General features: G+C 40.5%; 20 protein-coding genes, 1 tRNA gene and 1 other RNA gene. 4 read left to right on the top strand and 18 right to left on the bottom strand.

Features of this window, described 5'->3' with window-relative positions; all coding sequences use genetic code 11:
- Positions 1-8: 8 nt before the first annotated feature.
- The 9 genes from J3U75_RS01505 to J3U75_RS01465 form a co-directional block, all read right to left on the bottom strand.
- Positions 9-155 carry a hypothetical protein gene (locus J3U75_RS01505; protein WP_180295877.1) on the bottom strand — a complete coding sequence of 49 codons (147 nt, stop codon included), beginning with the start codon at positions 153-155 and terminating at the stop codon, positions 9-11.
- Positions 156-226: 71 nt separating this feature from the next.
- Positions 227-604, bottom strand: a complete 378-nt coding sequence (locus J3U75_RS01500; RefSeq protein WP_100152456.1) for a hypothetical protein — start codon at positions 602-604, stop codon at positions 227-229.
- Positions 604-990 carry a phage tail protein gene (locus tag J3U75_RS01495; RefSeq protein ID WP_100140057.1) on the bottom strand — a complete coding sequence of 129 codons (387 nt, stop codon included), beginning with the start codon at positions 988-990 and terminating at the stop codon, positions 604-606. Before J3U75_RS01495 ends, J3U75_RS01500 begins: the two co-directional genes overlap by 1 nt.
- A 59-nt stretch (positions 991-1,049) precedes the next feature.
- A complete protein-coding gene (locus tag J3U75_RS01490) occupies positions 1,050-2,480 on the bottom strand; it encodes a phage tail sheath subtilisin-like domain-containing protein (protein WP_267390472.1) in 1,431 nt (476 codons plus the stop codon).
- Positions 2,480-2,659: a DUF2635 domain-containing protein gene (locus J3U75_RS01485; protein ID WP_100156897.1), complete on the bottom strand. Its 180-nt coding sequence runs from the start codon at positions 2,657-2,659 to the stop codon at positions 2,480-2,482. The genes J3U75_RS01490 and J3U75_RS01485 overlap by 1 nt, the downstream gene beginning before the upstream one ends.
- A gap of 40 nt (positions 2,660-2,699) precedes the next feature.
- Positions 2,700-3,293: a phage protein Gp37 gene (locus tag J3U75_RS01480; RefSeq protein WP_267390180.1), complete on the bottom strand. Its 594-nt coding sequence runs from the start codon at positions 3,291-3,293 to the stop codon at positions 2,700-2,702.
- Positions 3,294-3,959: 666 nt separating this feature from the next.
- A tRNA-Ser gene (locus J3U75_RS01475) sits at positions 3,960-4,050 on the bottom strand.
- A gap of 66 nt (positions 4,051-4,116) precedes the next feature.
- Positions 4,117-4,566 (bottom strand): DUF441 domain-containing protein, encoded by a 450-nt coding sequence (locus J3U75_RS01470; protein ID WP_100156895.1) that lies wholly within the window; start codon positions 4,564-4,566, stop codon positions 4,117-4,119.
- 116 nt (positions 4,567-4,682) lie between these two features.
- Entirely contained in the window at positions 4,683-5,180 is a 498-nt protein-coding gene (locus tag J3U75_RS01465; protein WP_267390471.1) for a DUF1841 family protein, read from the bottom strand.
- Positions 5,181-5,394: 214 nt separating this feature from the next.
- Here J3U75_RS01465 and ssrA point away from each other — a divergent pair.
- Positions 5,395-5,755: a transfer-messenger RNA gene (ssrA, locus tag J3U75_RS01460) on the top strand.
- A 644-nt stretch (positions 5,756-6,399) separates the two neighbouring features.
- Here ssrA and J3U75_RS01455 read toward each other — a convergent pair.
- The 4 genes from J3U75_RS01455 to J3U75_RS01440 form a co-directional block, all read right to left on the bottom strand.
- Positions 6,400-6,831 carry a M15 family metallopeptidase gene (locus tag J3U75_RS01455; RefSeq protein ID WP_267390179.1) on the bottom strand — a complete coding sequence of 144 codons (432 nt, stop codon included), beginning with the start codon at positions 6,829-6,831 and terminating at the stop codon, positions 6,400-6,402.
- A 53-nt stretch (positions 6,832-6,884) separates the two neighbouring features.
- On the bottom strand, positions 6,885-7,223 hold the full coding sequence (locus J3U75_RS01450) for a hypothetical protein (RefSeq protein WP_267390178.1): 339 nt from the start codon (positions 7,221-7,223) through the stop codon (positions 6,885-6,887).
- A gap of 3 nt (positions 7,224-7,226) precedes the next feature.
- On the bottom strand, positions 7,227-7,715 hold the full coding sequence (locus J3U75_RS01445; protein WP_100140049.1) for a hypothetical protein: 489 nt from the start codon (positions 7,713-7,715) through the stop codon (positions 7,227-7,229).
- 248 nt (positions 7,716-7,963) lie between these two features.
- On the bottom strand, positions 7,964-8,863 hold the full coding sequence (locus J3U75_RS01440; protein ID WP_267390177.1) for a phage antirepressor N-terminal domain-containing protein: 900 nt from the start codon (positions 8,861-8,863) through the stop codon (positions 7,964-7,966).
- Between the two features lie 363 nt (positions 8,864-9,226).
- Between J3U75_RS01440 and J3U75_RS01435 the strand changes: the two genes are divergently transcribed.
- Both J3U75_RS01435 and J3U75_RS01430 read left to right on the top strand, forming a co-directional pair.
- On the top strand, positions 9,227-9,817 hold the full coding sequence (locus J3U75_RS01435; protein WP_267390176.1) for an XRE family transcriptional regulator: 591 nt from the start codon (positions 9,227-9,229) through the stop codon (positions 9,815-9,817).
- A 370-nt stretch (positions 9,818-10,187) separates the two neighbouring features.
- Entirely contained in the window at positions 10,188-10,331 is a 144-nt protein-coding gene (locus J3U75_RS01430) for a hypothetical protein (RefSeq protein WP_267390175.1), read from the top strand.
- 122 nt (positions 10,332-10,453) lie between these two features.
- Here J3U75_RS01430 and J3U75_RS01425 read toward each other — a convergent pair whose 3' ends face one another.
- Positions 10,454-10,882 carry a hypothetical protein gene (locus J3U75_RS01425; protein WP_267390174.1) on the bottom strand — a complete coding sequence of 143 codons (429 nt, stop codon included), beginning with the start codon at positions 10,880-10,882 and terminating at the stop codon, positions 10,454-10,456.
- 376 nt (positions 10,883-11,258) lie between these two features.
- Between J3U75_RS01425 and J3U75_RS01420 the strand changes: the two genes are divergently transcribed.
- On the top strand, positions 11,259-11,876 hold the full coding sequence (locus J3U75_RS01420) for a LexA family protein (protein ID WP_267390173.1): 618 nt from the start codon (positions 11,259-11,261) through the stop codon (positions 11,874-11,876).
- 243 nt (positions 11,877-12,119) lie between these two features.
- On the opposite strand, the gene narI is transcribed toward J3U75_RS01420, so the two are convergent.
- From narI to J3U75_RS01400, 4 genes are read right to left on the bottom strand one after another with little or no spacing between them, the layout of a single operon-like run.
- On the bottom strand, positions 12,120-12,809 hold the full coding sequence (narI, locus tag J3U75_RS01415; RefSeq protein ID WP_267390172.1) for a respiratory nitrate reductase subunit gamma: 690 nt from the start codon (positions 12,807-12,809) through the stop codon (positions 12,120-12,122).
- A gap of 13 nt (positions 12,810-12,822) precedes the next feature.
- On the bottom strand, positions 12,823-13,458 hold the full coding sequence (narJ, locus tag J3U75_RS01410) for a nitrate reductase molybdenum cofactor assembly chaperone (protein ID WP_100140043.1): 636 nt from the start codon (positions 13,456-13,458) through the stop codon (positions 12,823-12,825).
- 11 nt (positions 13,459-13,469) lie between these two features.
- Positions 13,470-15,020, bottom strand: coding sequence for a nitrate reductase subunit beta (gene narH / locus J3U75_RS01405; RefSeq protein WP_267390170.1), 1,551 nt, complete (start codon positions 15,018-15,020; stop codon positions 13,470-13,472).
- Positions 15,021-15,036: 16 nt separating this feature from the next.
- Positions 15,037-18,732: a nitrate reductase subunit alpha gene (locus J3U75_RS01400; RefSeq protein ID WP_267390169.1), complete on the bottom strand. Its 3,696-nt coding sequence runs from the start codon at positions 18,730-18,732 to the stop codon at positions 15,037-15,039.
- Positions 18,733-18,751 lie beyond the last annotated feature (19 nt).

The following is an 18,751-nucleotide window of genomic DNA, read 5'->3' as shown; positions in this document are numbered from 1 at the left end:
TAATCAGGCTAATTAGCGGCCAAACTTTCTTTAACCGGCTGAAAAGGTTTTGGTTTTCTCTGACGTAAAGAAATAATTACATTATCATCATCATTTTTGATGCCCATACTTTCCAGCACCGTCTCAATCCACACTGATACTTCTGAATGACACATCCTGCTTACCATTTCAGGAGTAATCAATGATTTGGCCAGTAATATACATGCCTGTCTATAATTTTTATGCGCTACTTCAAAGCTTCGTTGCTCTCGGCTTTTTCGGATGCCGCTGGGTCTGACCGGCCAGCGGCAATCGATTTTGACCGAAGTGATTCCATACTTGTTAAAATTGACTGATAATCTTCAGATGCCAGATTATTAAAAAGAAATTCAACACTTAGATTTTCTGGTTCTATACCTGGCACTTGCAACTGTTGCGCCCAATAAGCCAGAGTAGTAATAATCGCTTTTTCTGCATCTGGAACATCAGTGATTAAACCAGTATCCTCCAATAATTCCAGTGCCTTAAGTTCATCGGCCAAAGTCAATGGCTTAACAGTATAATCAAAATACATCTGCTGATTGTATTCCAGACCATAAACCAGTTTTCCAGTCTCTTTTAACATTATTCAATCACTTTATCCAATGCAAACATTTCAATATCACGACGTGCTTCATTTTCTACACTGTATTCTTCCGAGCATTTTGTACTGGTACAGCCAATATAACTAATGCGAGCTTCATCAGCATTACGCGGATAAATAGTAATTTTGGCGTTAGTAATATTGTCCCAATCAATGCCACTTTCATCCAAAGGAATAGCCGCACTAACACTCATGGTATATTCAGTCACACCATCCGCATAACCACGAACCTTACCGGATTTATTCATGGTTTTTACCACCTTGCGTCCGGTAGTTACTTCCGGCTTAAAGCTGATAATTTCCACTTCTCGTCCGTTTACTTCCATAATTACCGCACCTGCATATTTAGCACCTGTTTTATTTGCCATATAATTTCCTTTATATTTAATAAGGTGTTAATAAAAAATTAACACCTTTAATAATTAATTTATAAATACAGATCCACGCGTGCAGCCAATACATGCAATCCATTAACTACATCAGCCGGTATCACTGCATCCAAACGATTTGGGTCGCTGGGATTACGCTGTACAATCAATTTTTCTTTATTTTCCATTACCTGTTCCAGAATTTCTGCGCTTTCACATTGATTTAAAACATCCAGAATTTCGGAACGGACTTTTAAAGGTGTACGTTCAGACAGTTTTTCTCGTGGAAAACGTAAAGCTATGCGTTGATTAATCGCATCTCGAACATAATCAAGAGTACGGATAGTAGTAATATCCAACAATGCCGGATCATCAGTACCAGTTGCATTTTTTACATATGTTGAGACTGCTCGCATAATCTGTACGCGGTTAGATACAATATGCAACGGTGAAAGACCATTGTATAAAGCACTATTAAACTCAGCAAATAAAGGCCAGCTGGCATCAGACGTAATACTTAGACCTTTTATTTCAAGAGTATTTAATGGGCGGGCGGGATCAGTTTCACTGGCAATTACAGCCGCATAGCCTGCAGCAATAATGGCATTACCTTCTACAGCATTTTTATACCATGCTATAGTAATACGTCCACTGTTGATGTTATTAGCAAAAGTTGTTCCCGTACTTAGGGTACCTCGCCAGCCCATTACACCTATACAGCCGCGCTTTTCAATTGCATTTGATACCAGATCTATATGATCCGATAATTTTTTAGCATTCAGACTATCAGTAAATGCATTACAAATAATCTGATAATGCTTACCGGCTACTCTCTGCAGAGCAGCACTGATATCGGGATTAAGCTGTCCACCTTCAAATGGTTTGATATCCAGCACTACACTGCTGGCGCTGGATGTGTCTGTATTAAATGAAGCCGACAAAGTAATTTCGTTACCAATCAAACCTTTATTTTTAGCGGTTAACTGAATTTTATCGCTTACAACCTCTGCTGTAGCTAATGTGTTTACTTGGTTAATTATATTTGCCAGCTGGTTATAAACTTCTGCGTTAGTATCACCATTATTGACTGTCAGCTGACATTCCGTGCCGCCGATATTAATCGTAAGGATACCTGAGTTAGCACCTGGATCTGCAATCGTAATGGCTATGCTGGCTTTAGCAGCAATACTTTGTTCAGCATCATTTACACCAATAATAGTTAAATCCAAATAAGGATTATTAGTAAATGCCTGTTTGACACAATAATGAGCCCATGACCCCTCACCAAAGAGATTAGCAGCATCGGCGTCACTAAATAATTGTACGGGTGCTAATGCCGGCTGTCTGCCTGTTGGTAGCATAGGTGCAATCAGCAGCATCTTCTGCGGATTAGCGGGCAATCCTCTTACTGCTGTCCGGGTATTGAATTCAATATACCGTCCTGGTACACGAATATCATTTCGCACAGTATCAAACTGGATATTTTCTATCATTCATTCACTCCTGTTTTATTTTCTTCGAAATTTTCAGTTATCATTATCAGATCGCCATCAGCCACCAAACGACGGTAGTAGAGAGTGTCCGGTACGTTAACCAATTGAGTTGTTATATAAGAATTAACGCGTTTTTCTTTTGGTACGCGCAAACCATCTGCTGCTTTAACCTTCATCTTCTTTCTCATGAATAGTTAGAACTTAATCCTGCCAAACTTAATTTTCTATTTCTTCTATATTCACCGTCAGTGAAGTAAATGGAGCATGTGGTTCGGAATGACTACCATTAAATTTACTAAATAAATAGTCAGGATTACTTACATCGTTGGTATATTCGGGATATTGATCACTTTCCAGCCCATAGATATCAAAACCTGCCTCAAATTCAATGGCATAAATATTCAAATCTTTACTATTGGCATCAGGAGGATTAAAAAAAACCGGACGAACCGATTTGGGCTGCAAACCTAAACTATTTAAGTGTTCATTTAATCTCTGTCCACTCAGCAGACGTAATACGGCATAAATTAAGTCATTGATATTGGTATTCTGCAAAGATTCTGAATCATTAATCTCATTATTTACACAAACTACATAAAAATTAGCTATTAATTCGAAACGTTGGCGTTCAGAACTCTTTATTTTTATATGTGCTTGATTAAGAGTTAATAACACAGCTGGTTTTTTTTCTTTGTTGGTGAACGCATCTCTATTTTCAAGCCCACCAAAAAAAACTTCTATATCTGTGACTAATGATCCCAACCCCTGATGTAATCGCTCAATAATTGCATTTTGGATTTGATTAAGCACAATAAATACATTTCTCCTTTCTTTTTATATATATTTATCATAAATATTATGTATTACATTCACTTAACTATCGAATTAAATATTAAATATCATGTTTCTTTTAGTACAAAAAACAATTCTTGTATTTCACACTTCATATACATAATTCATCAATATCTTCTCGAAAGAGATATAACTTCACGTAATTATCCTGCAGTCAGTCAAAGATATGATTAAAACAACACAAAATGCTTAATCATATTTATGAAGCATTACTCAATGAATAAAATTTTAATATACGTTTGGTTCAACAAAATTTGCGTGTTTATTCAATTTTTTAATACAAATAACCACAGTGACCCATTAATAATTTAGTCAATATCGGCTACAGTAGTAATTTTATATAGCAATTTAAATTCAAATATTTTTTGAACTATGTCACTCACTCGCACTAATCTTGATTAGTTTCTATAACACTATTTTTATTTTCTTTATCTTGTATTTTCCATTAGTGCATTTATTAGTATAGACTTATCACTCAATTTAGTGAGATTCATTGATTTAACTTGGAAATAAAAACAAATTCAGTACAAAAAGCTATACGAAATAAATACATTTAAATAATATAACAATATCATATTAAACATATATAAAAAAAAGCCGCATAAGCAGCTTTTATATAGAAACTGGCGGAGAGGAAGGGATTCGAACCCTCGATACGCTATTCACGTATACACGCTTTCCAGGCGTGCGACTTCAACCACTCATCCACCTCTCCAAGAAATGGAAGTGGGCGCATTATAACGAGCGGACCTCATTCTGGCAAGAACTTCAGGCAATAGACCTATAGAATTAACGACAGTAATCCAGCAGCAATCAAAGGTCCCACCGGCACTCCACGTAAGAAAGCCACTCCAATAATCGTACCAATCATCAAACCTGTCACAATGGTGGGATTCATTTGCATTAGTTGTACCCCACGGCCACCCAGCCACGCAACGACAATGCCTACTACTACAGCAGCAATGGTTTTCCAGCTACTGGCCAAGGCCGCAATCTGCGCAGGCTGCACCTTACCTGTAATCAGCGGTGCCAATACACCGATCATCAGCAGCATAATTCCAAGCTGCAGCCCATATTTTTCTAATAGCGGTGCATATTTCAATAACGGTGTCTGCTGCACCAGTAGGATAATCAATGCAGAAATCGTTACTGAAGGATTATGTCCGAAAATACCCAACGCCACAAACAACAGTAGCAACAAAGCATTTGCATTACTTGCCCAAAAAGACATATCCATCCCTTAATTAAAGCTTACAGATTCCAAAATATTATGTACCACATTTAATCTGATAAAGTAAATCGGTACAAATGGTTAAACAATAAACTATAATTTATACTAGAGCAAATTCAATCTTTTTTTACGGCAGCTGTTTCGATTTCATGCGGATTCAGACGCGGGTTGTCTTCCTGTCCGAGCCCAACCAATCTACGCAGACGCGTCATATAAGCATTCACATCCAGCCCTTGCCCATAACGCTGTGCCAGCCAGAGGGTTTCCGCCAATGCTTCTATCATATCGTGCTCGGCTTTGACCCAGTCACCTGCATATTTTTTACATAACTGCTGATGAATGGCAGCAATACCAAATGGCTGATTAATCGCAACCTGCTCCTGTACTGACAAATGTAATGACAGATGCAAAAAAGGGTTAGTCTCCCCTTCTTCCGGCCGCCATGTACGGTTAAGGTATTGTTCGACATTTTCTAAATAAGGCGCATATTCGCTATGTGCGTCAATAATCCGTAACGCTTTCTGCTGTAAAGCATCTAACAGATGCGGCTGCTGACGCTTCTGCCAGACATCTGAAAAAAAATGACGTACATCATCAGTATTGACATCGTACATATTAACCAAGATTTCAAATTGAACCTGTAGATTATAAATCAATACGTTTGGCAACGATATTGCATCAACAGACTTACATTCTGCACTAATTGTATATATGCAAATTAATAAAGATAATTTAATATTTTAATCCAGCAGCCAACTTAGTTAGCATATAGCAATTCAGAATAAGTTTGCATATATCTCAAATAAACGTATAATTGACAAACAATCTGGGGGCGACCTTGGTTTCGACGGGGGTTGCAAAGCAGATGCGTGCATACCGGGGTCTCAGATTCCCGTTAAACCCTGAATTTATATAGTCGCAAACGACGAAACTTACGCTTTAGCCGCTTAAGGCTAAACGTTGCAACGGTTCGCCAATGGGCCGTGTGAGGCAACTCACCGCAACGACATTTACATTGGCTGGTTTAATGTCGTGTTGTCTGGCATTAAACAAGATTTATGGCAACTGGTTTACAAACAGCCTGTCTGTCGGCGGTTTGTGAATAAGATTCGAAGTTGGCAAGACTAAGTATGTAGATCGCTCTGTAGAGGACTTTCGGACGGGGGTTCGATTCCCCCCGCCTCCACCAACTCTACAGTATTTCTCTTTTAAAACTATTTAATTCATTTCCATATCACCTGATTTTCAATCTGATTTTATTAAACTGTATTTAAATTTGTTTCCCTAGAACGCAAAAAAGCTCCCATTTAGGGAACTTATCTATTCAGCTGTTTAAGGTCAAGCATACCTGTAATTTGAATTTATTATAGCATTTATTATGTATAAGTCAATAAAATATTTTTAACCAATTGAAATAAATATATATATTTAAATTTTCTTCATTAGATTATTATATTTTCATCCAGCCAGACTTAATTCTGAAACAATTTACTCAAACAGATTTTATCATTCGTTTTTAAATGTTGATGAGATAAATATCAAGCCATTCTTATATAAATTAAGTAAATTTTTCCGATTATCATTCGAGTAATAAATTTTGGAGGCAGATATTTAGCTTCTTAGAATCATCTGACTAATAGAATTGATTATATTTCTCAACCATGAATGATTGCTATATTCTTTTGTATTATCTCAGAGTCAAATTTTAGTCTGATCGCAGTATAATGATGAAATTATATAGACTATCCATTTTGTGACAAATTTAATAAATGTATTGATTACCAATAAATAATGACAACAACACAACAATTCCATTAGTGCTATTCAGTGGAGTTATACCTCAAAATGAGGATAGTCTTTGCTAGTTTTCCAATCCCCACCCCAGACAATTTTTACATTTAGTTCTGCTGCTGCTTGCTTCATTGCCAAAGCAATGGTGTGGAATTTATGCAAATCGTTCCAGTCTACTGGATACGGTACCAGATCAATTGCCTTACCAGTAACATGTTTACTGGCAAACGGATTATTTAACCAGGTAACTTTACTTACGGCTGGCTGTGCATATTTTGCTGGCACACCTTTTAGTGTACATTGCTGCTCAGTGCGGCCTTTACCATAATTAATGCAACATTGTTCTCGTGTGCGTAGGCCTTCTGTTACCATAAAATCTTGAGTGGTCAGTTCTATTGCCCTTTTTACCACTTTAACTAAACCGTTATCTACCCCATATAGTCGCTGCAATGAGCGATTACTTAATTTATACATTTTTAATATCCAAAAAAAGCAGCCTTTCGGCTGCTGATACTCATTTATAATTATTATTTTGTTGTATCATCGTGACCAACAAATTGTTCTGCTTTTCTACTTACAATATCAATAATGCGCTTTGCCAGTCCTGGCGCGGCAGCTTTGAAGGCATCAAGAAAGGATGTTGTAGACATACCTGCAAATACTCCTACACCAGCAAAAAGCCAGGGGCGGTTTGGCGGAAAAAAGTAATCGGTCACTGCTGCTGCAAATATCATTCCCAGTAATACAAACAGTATGGTCATAAACCAACCGTAGCGTTTATAATCTGTGACCAATAAAGAACCAGCCAGCCCGCCTATCAGCGCAAATAAAATACAGACGGAAAAAGCATTTTTTATCAACTCCATACTTTATCGTCCCTTGTGTTTCAAATCTTCAACCCGTTTTGTGTAGTTGATCTGATTACGTCCGGCTAGCGCACACACAACAGCTAATACCGGATAAGTTGTCATTCCGGTGGTCAGTGGTGGATACGAAGCCCAAAACGTAGCCGATATGACTGCCCATATCAGTGCGGATAAAATCAGTAAATAACCACAAAGCACGTTGCAACGATTAGATTTAAATATGGTTACAAGCAATTGCAATACGGCCATACCAATCAACAGTACCGAAAGAGTCAACGGATGTAATAACAAAAAGCCTTTATACAGTTTGAGATTAAAAACCTCGCTACCGCCCAGCAGAAATATGCCGGCAAAACCGATCATAATCAGTGCGCTGGTTACGGTAATAACGCGTGTACCTGTATGAAACAACCATTTTTGTAATTTATCCGGCAAAAATCTTAAATCCAGCAGTGAATAAAGTAACTGTAATACCATTTCCACATTTTTCATAAATCAACCATCAAATCCTCAGAAAACAAAAAAACCGGCAAATGCCGGTTTTTGTACCCATTAATAATAAAATTTTCATATTTAATTTATTGTATAAATATTTGTTTTGTTTTTTCAATATTTCTCCTTCTGTAATTTAGTCATTAATTCAAGATTTTCTACCAGTTTCATCAAATGAAAACTGTTTACCATCATATTCTGTGCAAAGCAGTGTGTAAGTTTCGTTTAGTACCAAACTCTTGGGAAGATTACATCAGCTTAGCCAGATGCTTGCGCGCAGATTCTTTAATTTCTGATTCGGGCATTTTGTCAAATAAGGGTAGAAAAGCCTTATAGCAGTTATTAAAGACATGCTCTATTTCATAAGCATATTTATGGACCTGATTTTCGTATTTGCTGCCAAAAATATGCAATGCTGGCAGTAAATGCTCAAACATAAGTCGCATATTCTGTGAGCATACAAATGATTCATATAGATTATCTAGTTGAGCAGGTGGTACCATGATGTCTGTAAAACCACTGTTATCTGGTTGTGCATTACCGAGACTAACTTTTTTAACAGCTACGCGGCTGAGTAGACACAGCACTTCACTAAATTTGGATGCGGGTACATGCTCGTAGCTGACACCATAGCGGGTTTGTACTGCCTGCCATAATGTCATGGCCAGTTCTGCCTGTTTTTCTTTGGCAACGGATAATACAAGTTGCCGATGCAGTGCTTTTATCACAGCAATCTGGTCACGTTGTAAGCCGGATTTATTTTTGTCTACTGGTTGTGGACAGCACGGCTTTTTTAACGTACGTGGTTTACGCCAGTAAGCCTGTATAGCTTCTGCACACTCGCTCTGATAAATTACTACGGTGTCTTTAAGGCTATCTTTCACTTTTTTGGGATTGATGCTCTGCAACCAGTTACTTAGCTTTTTTAATGGAATTGCTAATATTTTTTTGGTGCCATTTTTAATTGGAATGGATAAAAATCCACAACCATACTTTTGATAACAGCCTCTGAGTTTTCGATGCTGGGTAGACCAGTCCAGACCGATTCCGCTGACTACAGATTTCATGCACACGTAAACTGTATTCTTGATTTTGACTGTAGCCAGACTACTCCCATTAAAAGAAACAAATGTGATACTATTATTCATTCAAAACTCCTTAATTTGAACTTGGGATTTTGTTTACTTAATACCTCAAAGGTGGCAGCCTTTGAGGTATTTCCTTTTAAGTTGCTATACTAATTAAATATATTTAATTTTTTTATTTTCACCTTGTATTAGTTTATTGTTAATTTAAGTTTAAATAACTTAAAACTACTTTGGGTTAAACTTAATGACAGTTTTGACTCAATATAAATTCAGGTAATATACCTCTTACGGTTATTAAATATAGCCATTTATGGCTATATTAAAATCTATAAAAGATAATTACAAGCATTTAATGGCTATTTTTAACCATTCTTTGTCATTTTTCGATTAAATTTTTATTTATTAATATCTTATGTTTTTACCATGAAATTTGCCATTCAACTTAAAGCTGCCAGATTGGCTGCTGGGCTTTCTCAAAAAGAGCTTGCCTTTAAAACTGGCATTACGCCTTCTCTAATTTCCCGTTACGAACTGGGTAAAGTTGCGCCCAGATTAGAAACGGTTAACCGGATTATGCAAATCCTTAATTTTCAGCCCAGTGAAAGCATATCGGAAGGCCTGTTTAATGATGATGCTTTTATTCCGATTCCTCCTCTGCCATCTCAAAATACCCATTCAGAAACTTCTCAACTTAATCTGTACCGAGAGGATATCAAGCTAAATAATTTGCAGGTAGACAATCTGGTTAGTATCACCATGAGTGGTGATTCGATGCATACTTTGTTAAATGATGGTGACAAGCTCGTTGTGGATGTTTCAAAAAAAATACCTGTAGACGGTAAGATTTATGCATTTAATCAGGGTAGTCTGCTCAGAATCAGGATACTGCAAAACTTACCTAATGAGCGGGTAAGAATGAAAAGTTATAATAATCATGAATACCCAGATGAAACTGTTGGATTAAATCAGATAGAAATTATTGGACAAATTGTATACAAAGCCGGTTTTATATAAATGTTCCCAGATTCAGCTTTTGCTACTCGCAATATTCAGTTTTTTTGTTTGTGTACAGCCGAATACGCTATCAAGTATTCGGCTGGTATCGTAAATACAGTAGTTGAGTTTTGTAATATACATATCAATCATTTTAAGAGAATAATGAGATGATTTTTACGTTTGTTATTTAACTGATGAGATTAATTTAACATAGTCAGATTCCAAGCCATTTTATCTGAAATCTGACCAATTACGAATTTTCCTGACCATTTTTATTCTTCCTGTTTCAATTAAAGATATTTTTTGGTAGTTTTTGCCTGAATAAGTTCATTTATGGTGTATGATTTTATATGCTTAACAACTCAGATACTGTTGTTAATATAAGCTCATGTCTGCTTTGTTAAATATTATTAGTTATGGTCTGGTTGACCACATCTTCACTGCCTATAAAGGTATAAAAAAACGGATTTCTGTACGCAAAATCCGTGCTGATGATAAATCTCTTATTTTTGTTACTTATGCGCTGCCATAATTTAACCGGTTTCGTAATCACCAGATGCAAAAAAGCTCCCTTGCGGGAACTTTATCAAACAGCTGTTTAAGGTGAAGCATACCTGTAATGTATAATTTATTATAAGCTGTGATGTGATTATGTCAAGTATTATAGCGAAAATATTTTTCAAATTGTGGCTGAAGTTTCATTTCCTGCCAAAAGCGCCATAAGCTTTGTTCTATTGCTTGATTCCATTCTTTGCTGGAGTAGCGTCGGCGCTGGTTGCGTTTAACGGAGTTTTGATTCTGGCGTTTATATAAAGGGCTTAGTTTGCAATATTTACTAGACAGAGTGGCAAAGGCTTCGCGGTCTTTGTAAAACAGGTTGCCCATAGTGTTTTTTACCATGTCATACACTTCGGGCTGATAGGTAGGATAAAAAGCTTGCTGAGTGCTTTTATTAGGTGCTTCTGGCTGATATTTCCATTCTATACTTCGGCAATGTCCCTTTTTGATGCTATCTTTCATGCAGTACTCATACGCGCGCAGTACTTTTTCTGCAAGATCAATTTCTGATTTATAGTCTGTCATAGATTCACCTTGTGTAAGTGATGTGCCAAAACCATTAGGCGATACTTAATTAATGTATGGTTTAAGGAAAACCAGTTATTTGCTTTTTTTAAGTTGCTCGCCATATTATGAGATAAATGTTTATTTTTAAATTTTCTTTTTAATCATATTTTTAAAATTTCAGAGTTTCTAAAATTTGAAATCAATCCTTTGACTGAATACTAAATCACTATGTGAAGATTATTTTCTAACACCTTATTAATTATCGATAATAATTAACAAAATACTTTATTTCGTTTTAATACGAATATAATATTAAGCTAATATCTAATAGAATGCAAATCATTGCCTAATTATAATAAGTCTAAATAAGATTAGGTAAACACTAAGGATAGTTATGTACACTGGTAAACAATTAGGTGATGCAATTAAAACTGCGATTGAGCTAAAGGGTGTGCGAAAAGCTGATGTGGCGCGCGCTTTTGCGATAAAACCGCCCTCGGTAACGAGCTGGATACAGACTGGGCGGGTTGATAAAGCTCATATTGATAAGTTGGTATCCTATTTTGCCGATGTTGTGAAGCCGGAACATTTTGGAATCGGTGCATTTGAAGATAATGAAGTTTTGTTTAATGGCTTTAAAGTACCACTGTTGTCATGGATAGATGCATCTAAGCAGCTGGATAGAAAAACCTTACTGGTTGCCAGTAATATTTGGGTACCTGCTTTGCGCAAGCCCAGTGCGCAGGCGTTTGCATTGGAAATCAAGGGCGACAGTATGGAACCAGAGTTTACGGCAGGCGACAAAATTGTAGTAGAACCAGAGCTGCCGGTACAACATGGCAATTTTGTGGTAGTGCGCGAAAGTGGTAATGAGGCGATGTTTAAACAATATGTAAGTGAGGGTAATCGCCATTATCTGAAGCCGCTGAATAATCGCTACCCGATTATCGAGATGTCGAATCAGTTCCATATTTGCGGCATTGTGACTGAAAAATTTAAAATTTATATTTAAGATGTTACACAAGAATCTTACAGGCAAGTTGAGAGAAACTGAAGAGTGACAACGCTGACTGGATCTAATAGACATTTTTTGTGGATTACGCATTAAGAATGCGATGATTTCTAGCCCATTATGCTAGATAAGCCTGTGGTAAATCAATTTTTTAAGTGGATTTATTTTTGCTACGGTTTGGCTGTCATAAATTTAAGGCAATACTGAATATCAGTATTGCCTTAAATTGTTCTAAGCAATTGTTTAATAACGTCTGCTTCTGACCAACTGGGCTTGGCGTTTTAGGTACACTAATGCGCCAAATCCACTCCAGATATGTACTAGCCGAGTGAATGGAAAGATAACAAATACGCTCATGCCCATAAATAGGTGAAGTTTGAAAATCGGATGAGTATGAGCAATGATGTCAGCTGCTCCGCTGCGGAAAGTGACAATATGTTGCGCCCATTGCATCAGGCTAATCATTTCTTCCCCATCCAGATGGTGCGCGGAAACGTGAATGGTTCCTAATCCAAGACACAGGGTAATAAGTAGCCAAATTAATACCAGTTTATCGCGCCATGTACTGTTAGCGAGTAAACGTGCACTGCTGAAACGGCGATAAATCAGCATCATCAGACCGATTAAAGCCAGTGTTCCCATGATGCCACCGGCAATCATGGCTGTGAGCTGCTTGGTTTCATGACTGATGCCCAGCGTATCCCACACGAACACTGGCGTCAATAATCCAACTAAATGGCCAAAAAACAAACCCAATACGCCGATGTGAAATAGGATATTACCCATGCGCAATAAGCGCGGATACAGTAGCTGGCTGGATTCGGATTTCCACGAATACTGGTTGGTATCAAATCGAATCAGGCTGCCCAGAAAAAAGATACTGGCGGCAATGTAGGGAAAAATGCCGAATATGAATTGATTAAGATAATACATGCTGTCTCCCGGCTTAGCTGAGTTTTTTCTGGCGGAAAAATTGCACTTCCTGTACGGATGGCTGGTTTAACAGAGGTTCGAGTCCTTCTGCGGTGGGACCAAATTTTTCCAGGGCTTCATCCATATTACGTACCGGTGCTGCCTTTAATGGCTGCGGTTTTACTGGCGACAAGGCCACTACTGCATCCATTACCGGCGCATAAATGGACTGGCTTTTATGCAGATTGGCCGCAATGTATGCAATGACATGCACGGCATCAGCTAGCAATTGCTGCGCCTGCTGACTATCTATGCCGGATAGAAACTCCAGAAATAAGGGCAGATAATCCGGCAGTTCGTTATTTTCTGGTTCCAGACCATGTGCCTGATATTCTGCTAGCAAGTCAACCATTGCCTGCCCACGTGCTTTGTCTTCACCATGCAGATGTTCAAACAGATGCAGGGCATGATTGCGGTTGCGGTCGAAAGTATCAACATACACTTCCTGAAGGCTGATTTCATCGTATGCACGCAAATGATTAAAAAATGGTTCCAGCGCTGCGGACTGTTCCAGTGCAGCATACTGGTTGACAGCTGTATGCAGTTCTTCAATATGGCTCAGCCATTGTTGCCGCGGATAGCTCAGTAAAATGGATAATATCTTATACATTTTCTGTTTCCTTATACTGACTGGCGTTCGTTTTTCTTGCGCAGACCATGAAATACTATCGGTGCAGCTTTACGAGTACCAAACAAGCTCTCTTTGCTATGGCCATTGTGGCAGCCATCACCAAAGGTGAAGCCACATCCAGCTTTTTCTTCAAAGGTATTGCTAACCAGTTCTTTATGAGCGCTGGGGATGACGAAACGGTCTTCATAGTTGGCAATAGCCATAATCTGATACATTTCTTCGATTTGCTGCGCGCTCAGTCGGTGGCCTGACAGCTCCTGCAAAGCCTGTTCAGCAGAATGGATTGTTTTAGTACGCATGTATTTACGCATATCAATCATGGTTTGAAGGGCATTGACAATTGGTTCTGTTTTGCCGGCTGTGAGCAGATTGGCCAGATACTCGAGCGGAATACGCATTTCTCTGAGCTCTGGTATGAGGCCATGCTCACCAATCACTCCAGATTCCAATGCTGACTGAATCGGAGATAATGGTGGTATGTACCATACCATCGGTAAGGTGCGGTATTCTGGATGCAATGGGAACGCTACTTTCCATTCAACGGCCATTTTATATACCGGAGAATTCTGTGCTGCCTGTATCCAGTCGGCAGGAATGCCTTGAGCAAGCGCTTCGCGGGCAATTTCTGGATCGTTTGGATCAAGGAAAACATCAAGTTGCTGTTCGTATAAATCCTGAGGATTTTCTACTGCGGCGCTGGAGCTGATACGGTCGGCATCATACAGCATTACCCCTAAATAACGGATACGGCCAACACAGGTTTCCGAACAAATAGTAGGTTGACCACCTTCAATACGTGGATAGCAGAAAATGCATTTTTCAGCTTTACCTGACACCCAATTGTAGTAAATTTTCTTGTATGGACAGCCGGAAACGCACATGCGCCAGCCTCGACATTTGTCCTGATCTATCAGTACGATGCCATCTTCTTCTCGCTTATAAATGGAGCCGGAAGGACAGCTGGCCACGCAGGCTGGATTAAGACAATGCTCACACAGGCGTGGCAGATACATCATAAAGGTGTTTTCAAAAGCGGCATAAATGTCCTTCTGAATGCCATCAAACAGTTTGTCCTTTGAGCGTTTGGCAAATTCACCGCCCAGATCATCTTCCCAGTTTGGCCCCCATTCGATTTTGTCCATCTTTTTGCCAGTTAATACCGAAACCGGCCGTGCTGTTGGCGGGGTTTGCATCAGAGGAGCAGCTTGCAAATGCTCGTAATCATAGGTGAACGGTTCATAGTACTGGTCGATGGCCGGCATATTTGGATTAGCAAATATATTTGCCAGTATTTTTAGGCGATTACCCTGCTTTAGCTTAAGTTTACCAGTACGTTCGCGCACCCAGCCGCCTTTATATTGCTCCTGATCTTCCCAGTTTTTTGGATAACCAATACCGGGCTTGGTTTCGACGTTGTTAAACCAAGCGTATTCCACACCATCACGGCTGGTCCAGACGTTTTTGCAAGTCACGGAACAGGTATGGCAACCGATGCATTTGTCCAGATTCAGCACCATGCCGATTTGTGCACGTATTTTCATAATTTGTGTTCCTTACTTATTCAGCCGCCGGGGTTGTGGCCGGTGTATCCAGCCAGTCCACCTTGTTCATTTTGCGTACTACCACCAGTTCATCGCGGTTAGTACCTACCGTACCGTAGTAATTGAATCCCCAGGACAATTGAGCATAGCCACCAATCATATGAGTCGGTTTCATTACTACTTTAGTCACAGAATTGTGGATACCGCCACGTTTGCCAGAGAGCTCCGAACCGGGCACGTTGACAATTTTTTCCTGTGCGTGATACATCAGAATCATGGTTTCCGGCACACGCTGGCTAACAACAACGCGCGCGGTTAATGTGCCGTTGACATTAAATACTTCCACCCAGTCGTTATCCTGCAAACCGGCACGTCTAGCATCGATTTCCGACATCCATACATGCGGACCACCACGAGATAAAGTGAGCATGCGCAAGTTATCAGAATAGGTACTGTGAATCCCCCATTTCTGGTGCGGGGTGATGAAATTCAGCACAATTTCTGGATTTCCGTTGCTTTGATGGCCTTTGACATTGAGTGTGGTCTTCAGGTCTACCGTTGGCCGGTAAGAAACCAACCCTTCACCAAACAAACGCATCCATTGATGATCTTGGTAAAACTGCTGACGTCCTGTCAGCGTACGCCATGGAATCAGTTCATGTACATTGGTATAACCAGCGTTGTAGCTGACTTTTTCACTTTCTAGACCAGACCAAGTTGGCGACGAAATAATTTTACGCGGCTGCGCCTGAACATCACGGAAGCGAATGGCATCGTCTTCACGTGCAATCGCCAGATGAGTATGGTCGATACCGGTATTTTTAGACAAAGCCTCCCAAGCCTTAACAGCTACATGACCATTGGTTTCCGGCGCTAAAGTCAAGATCATTTCTGCTGCATCAATAGCACTGTGTAGTTTCGGCTGTCCTTTTGACACACCATCGCTTTGCGTATTGTTGAGCTTGCGCAGTAAATCCACTTCTGCCGCGGTCTGCCAGCTAATCCCTTTGCCTCCGTTGCCAATTTTTTCCAGCAACGGCCCTACAGAAGTAAATTTTTCATAAATGGTGCCGTAGTCACGCTCTACTACTGTCATTTTTGGCATGGTTTTACCCGGTACTGGTTCGCACTCACCCAGTTTCCAGTCTTTAGGGTCAAATGGCTGAGCCAATTCTTCTGGACTATCATGCATCAATGGTGTTAACACCAAATCTTTGCGCACGCCTAGATAATCTTTAGCGGTTTCAGAAAATGCCTTGGCTAGACCACGGTAAATATCCCAGTCTGTACGGCTTTCCCATAATGGTTTCACTGCCTCGCTTAATGGATGAATAAACGGATGCATGTCCGAAGTATTCAAATCGTCTTTTTCATACCAAGTAGCTGTAGGCAGCACGATATCAGCATATAAGCAAGTAGTAGACATACGGAAATCTAACACTGTAAGCAAATCAAGCTTACCTTCAGCAGCAGGCCGTATCTTCACATCCATCGGCTTAATGGCATCTGTCTCATCGCTCATTAATGCATTCTGTGTACCCAGCAGGTATTTCAGAAAATATTCATGCCCCTTGCCAGAAGAACCAAGAATATTTGAACGCCATACAAATAGGTTGCGCGGGAAGTTTTGTGGATTGTCTGGATCATTACAAGCCATATCCAGCACACCGGCTTTCATCTGCTCAACCGCAAAGGCAATCGGGTCTTTGCCCTGCGCTTCCGCGTCAAGGGTCACATCCAATGGATTGCGCGCCAGTTGCGGTGCAGAGGGCAGCCAGCCCATACGCTCCGCTTTTACATTGAAGTCAAGCTGACTCATATTAGCCATCTGGCCTGCATGAGTAGGTGCAATCACTTCTGCCATATCCAGCTTTTCGTGTCGCCACTGGCTGGTATGTGCATAAAAGAACGACGTACCATTCATTTGCCGCGACGGACGGTTCCAGTCTGCAGCAAAAGCAAGCGGCGCCCAGCCAGTTTGCGGACGCAGCTTTTCCTGTCCTACGTAATGGCACCAGCCACCACCGCTCTGGCCAATACAGCCACACATCATCAGCATATTGATAATGCCGCGATAAGCCATATCCATGTGGTACCAGTGATTCAGACCAGCCCCCACAATTACCATACTGCGGCCATGGGTTTCATGCGCATTTTGCGCAAATTCGCGCGCCACCTGAATCACCAGCTCTGGCTTAACACCCGTATGTTTCTGCTGCCACAGAGGTGTATACGGTACATCAGCCAGATAATCATCTGTCACACCATCACCACCAAAGCCGCGGTCGATACCATAATTGGCACACATCAAATCAAATACTGTGGTGACCAAAATTTCTTTGCCATCGACACCTGTAATTTTTTTAACCGGAATATTTTTCACAATTACTTCGGCTGCATCTTCGCCACCAAAGTAATCAAAAGACACCCCCATAATCGCATCATGATTTTCGGCCAGCGAAATCTGAGCCTGAATATCGGCACTGTCGGATTTTTCCGCGCGCAGATTCCATTTTCCCTGCTCGCCCCAGCGGAAACCAATCGAACCTTTTGGCGCTACAATATCGCCGCTATTTTCATCTATTACCAAAGTTTTCCATTCAGGATGATTAGTTTCATCCAGACCGCCGGCCATCTGGCTAGCACGCAGGAAATAACCCGGCAGCAAACGACCATTGTCCCGATTCAATACCACTAGATTCGGCATATCGGTTAAGCGGCGGCAGTAATCAACAAAATAAGCCGATGGATTCTGCAAATGAAACTCTTTCAGAATCACATGTCCCATCGCCATCGCCAGCGCTGCATCTGTACCCTGCTTCGGCGCCATCCAGATATCACTGAATTTCACCATTTCGCCATAATCAGAAGACACCGCAACCGTTTTCGTACCCTTATAACGTACTTCAGTGTAAAAATGCGCATCTGGTGTACGTGTCATCGGCACATTTGAGCCCCACACCATCAGATAGTTGGCGTTGTACCAATCCGCAGATTCAGCTACATCTGTTTGTTCGCCCCATGTCTGCGGACTGGATGGCGGCAGGTCACAGTACCAATCATAAAAGGACAGCGGCACCCCGCCAATTAAGCTTAGATAGCGTGAACCAGCAGCGTAGCTCACCATCGACATTGCCGGAATCGGCGAAAAACCAATTACACGATCAGGGCCAAATTCCTTAATTGTAAATGCATTGGCAGCGGCAATAATTTCATATGCCTCATTCCAGTCCAAACGCACAAAACCACCCAAACCACGCTGAGATTTATATTTTTTTGCACTTTCTGGATTCTGAGTAATACTCTGCCACGCTTCAATCGCGCCCAGGCTTTGACGTTTCTCGCGCCACATGCGCAGCAAAGACGCACGAATCATCGGATATTTCACCCGCTGAGCTGAATACACATACCAACTGTAAGAGGCACCCCGCGGGCAGCCACGTGGTTCATGATTTGGCAAATCGGCACGCGTACGCGGATAATCTGTCTGCTGCATTTCCCACGTAATCAGCCCATTTTTAACAAACACGCGCCAGCTGCAGGAACCTGTACAGTTCACCCCATGCGTCGAACGCACCACTTTGTCATGCTGCCAACGCTGGCGGTAAGCATCCTCCCACTCGCGTCCTTCAGCTACCACCGCACCATGTCCGGCAGAAAAAGTTTCCTTGGTTTTACGTAAAAAATTTAGTCTGTCTAAAAAATGGCTCATGAATTTGTGCTCCACAGAG

It is taken from the genome of Snodgrassella sp. B3088 (assembly GCF_026535815.1).
Lineage (GTDB): Bacteria > Pseudomonadota > Gammaproteobacteria > Burkholderiales > Neisseriaceae > Snodgrassella > Snodgrassella alvi_E.
The sequence above is the reverse complement of the archived record's forward strand: the minus strand, read 5'-3'. Positions and strand labels throughout refer to the sequence as shown.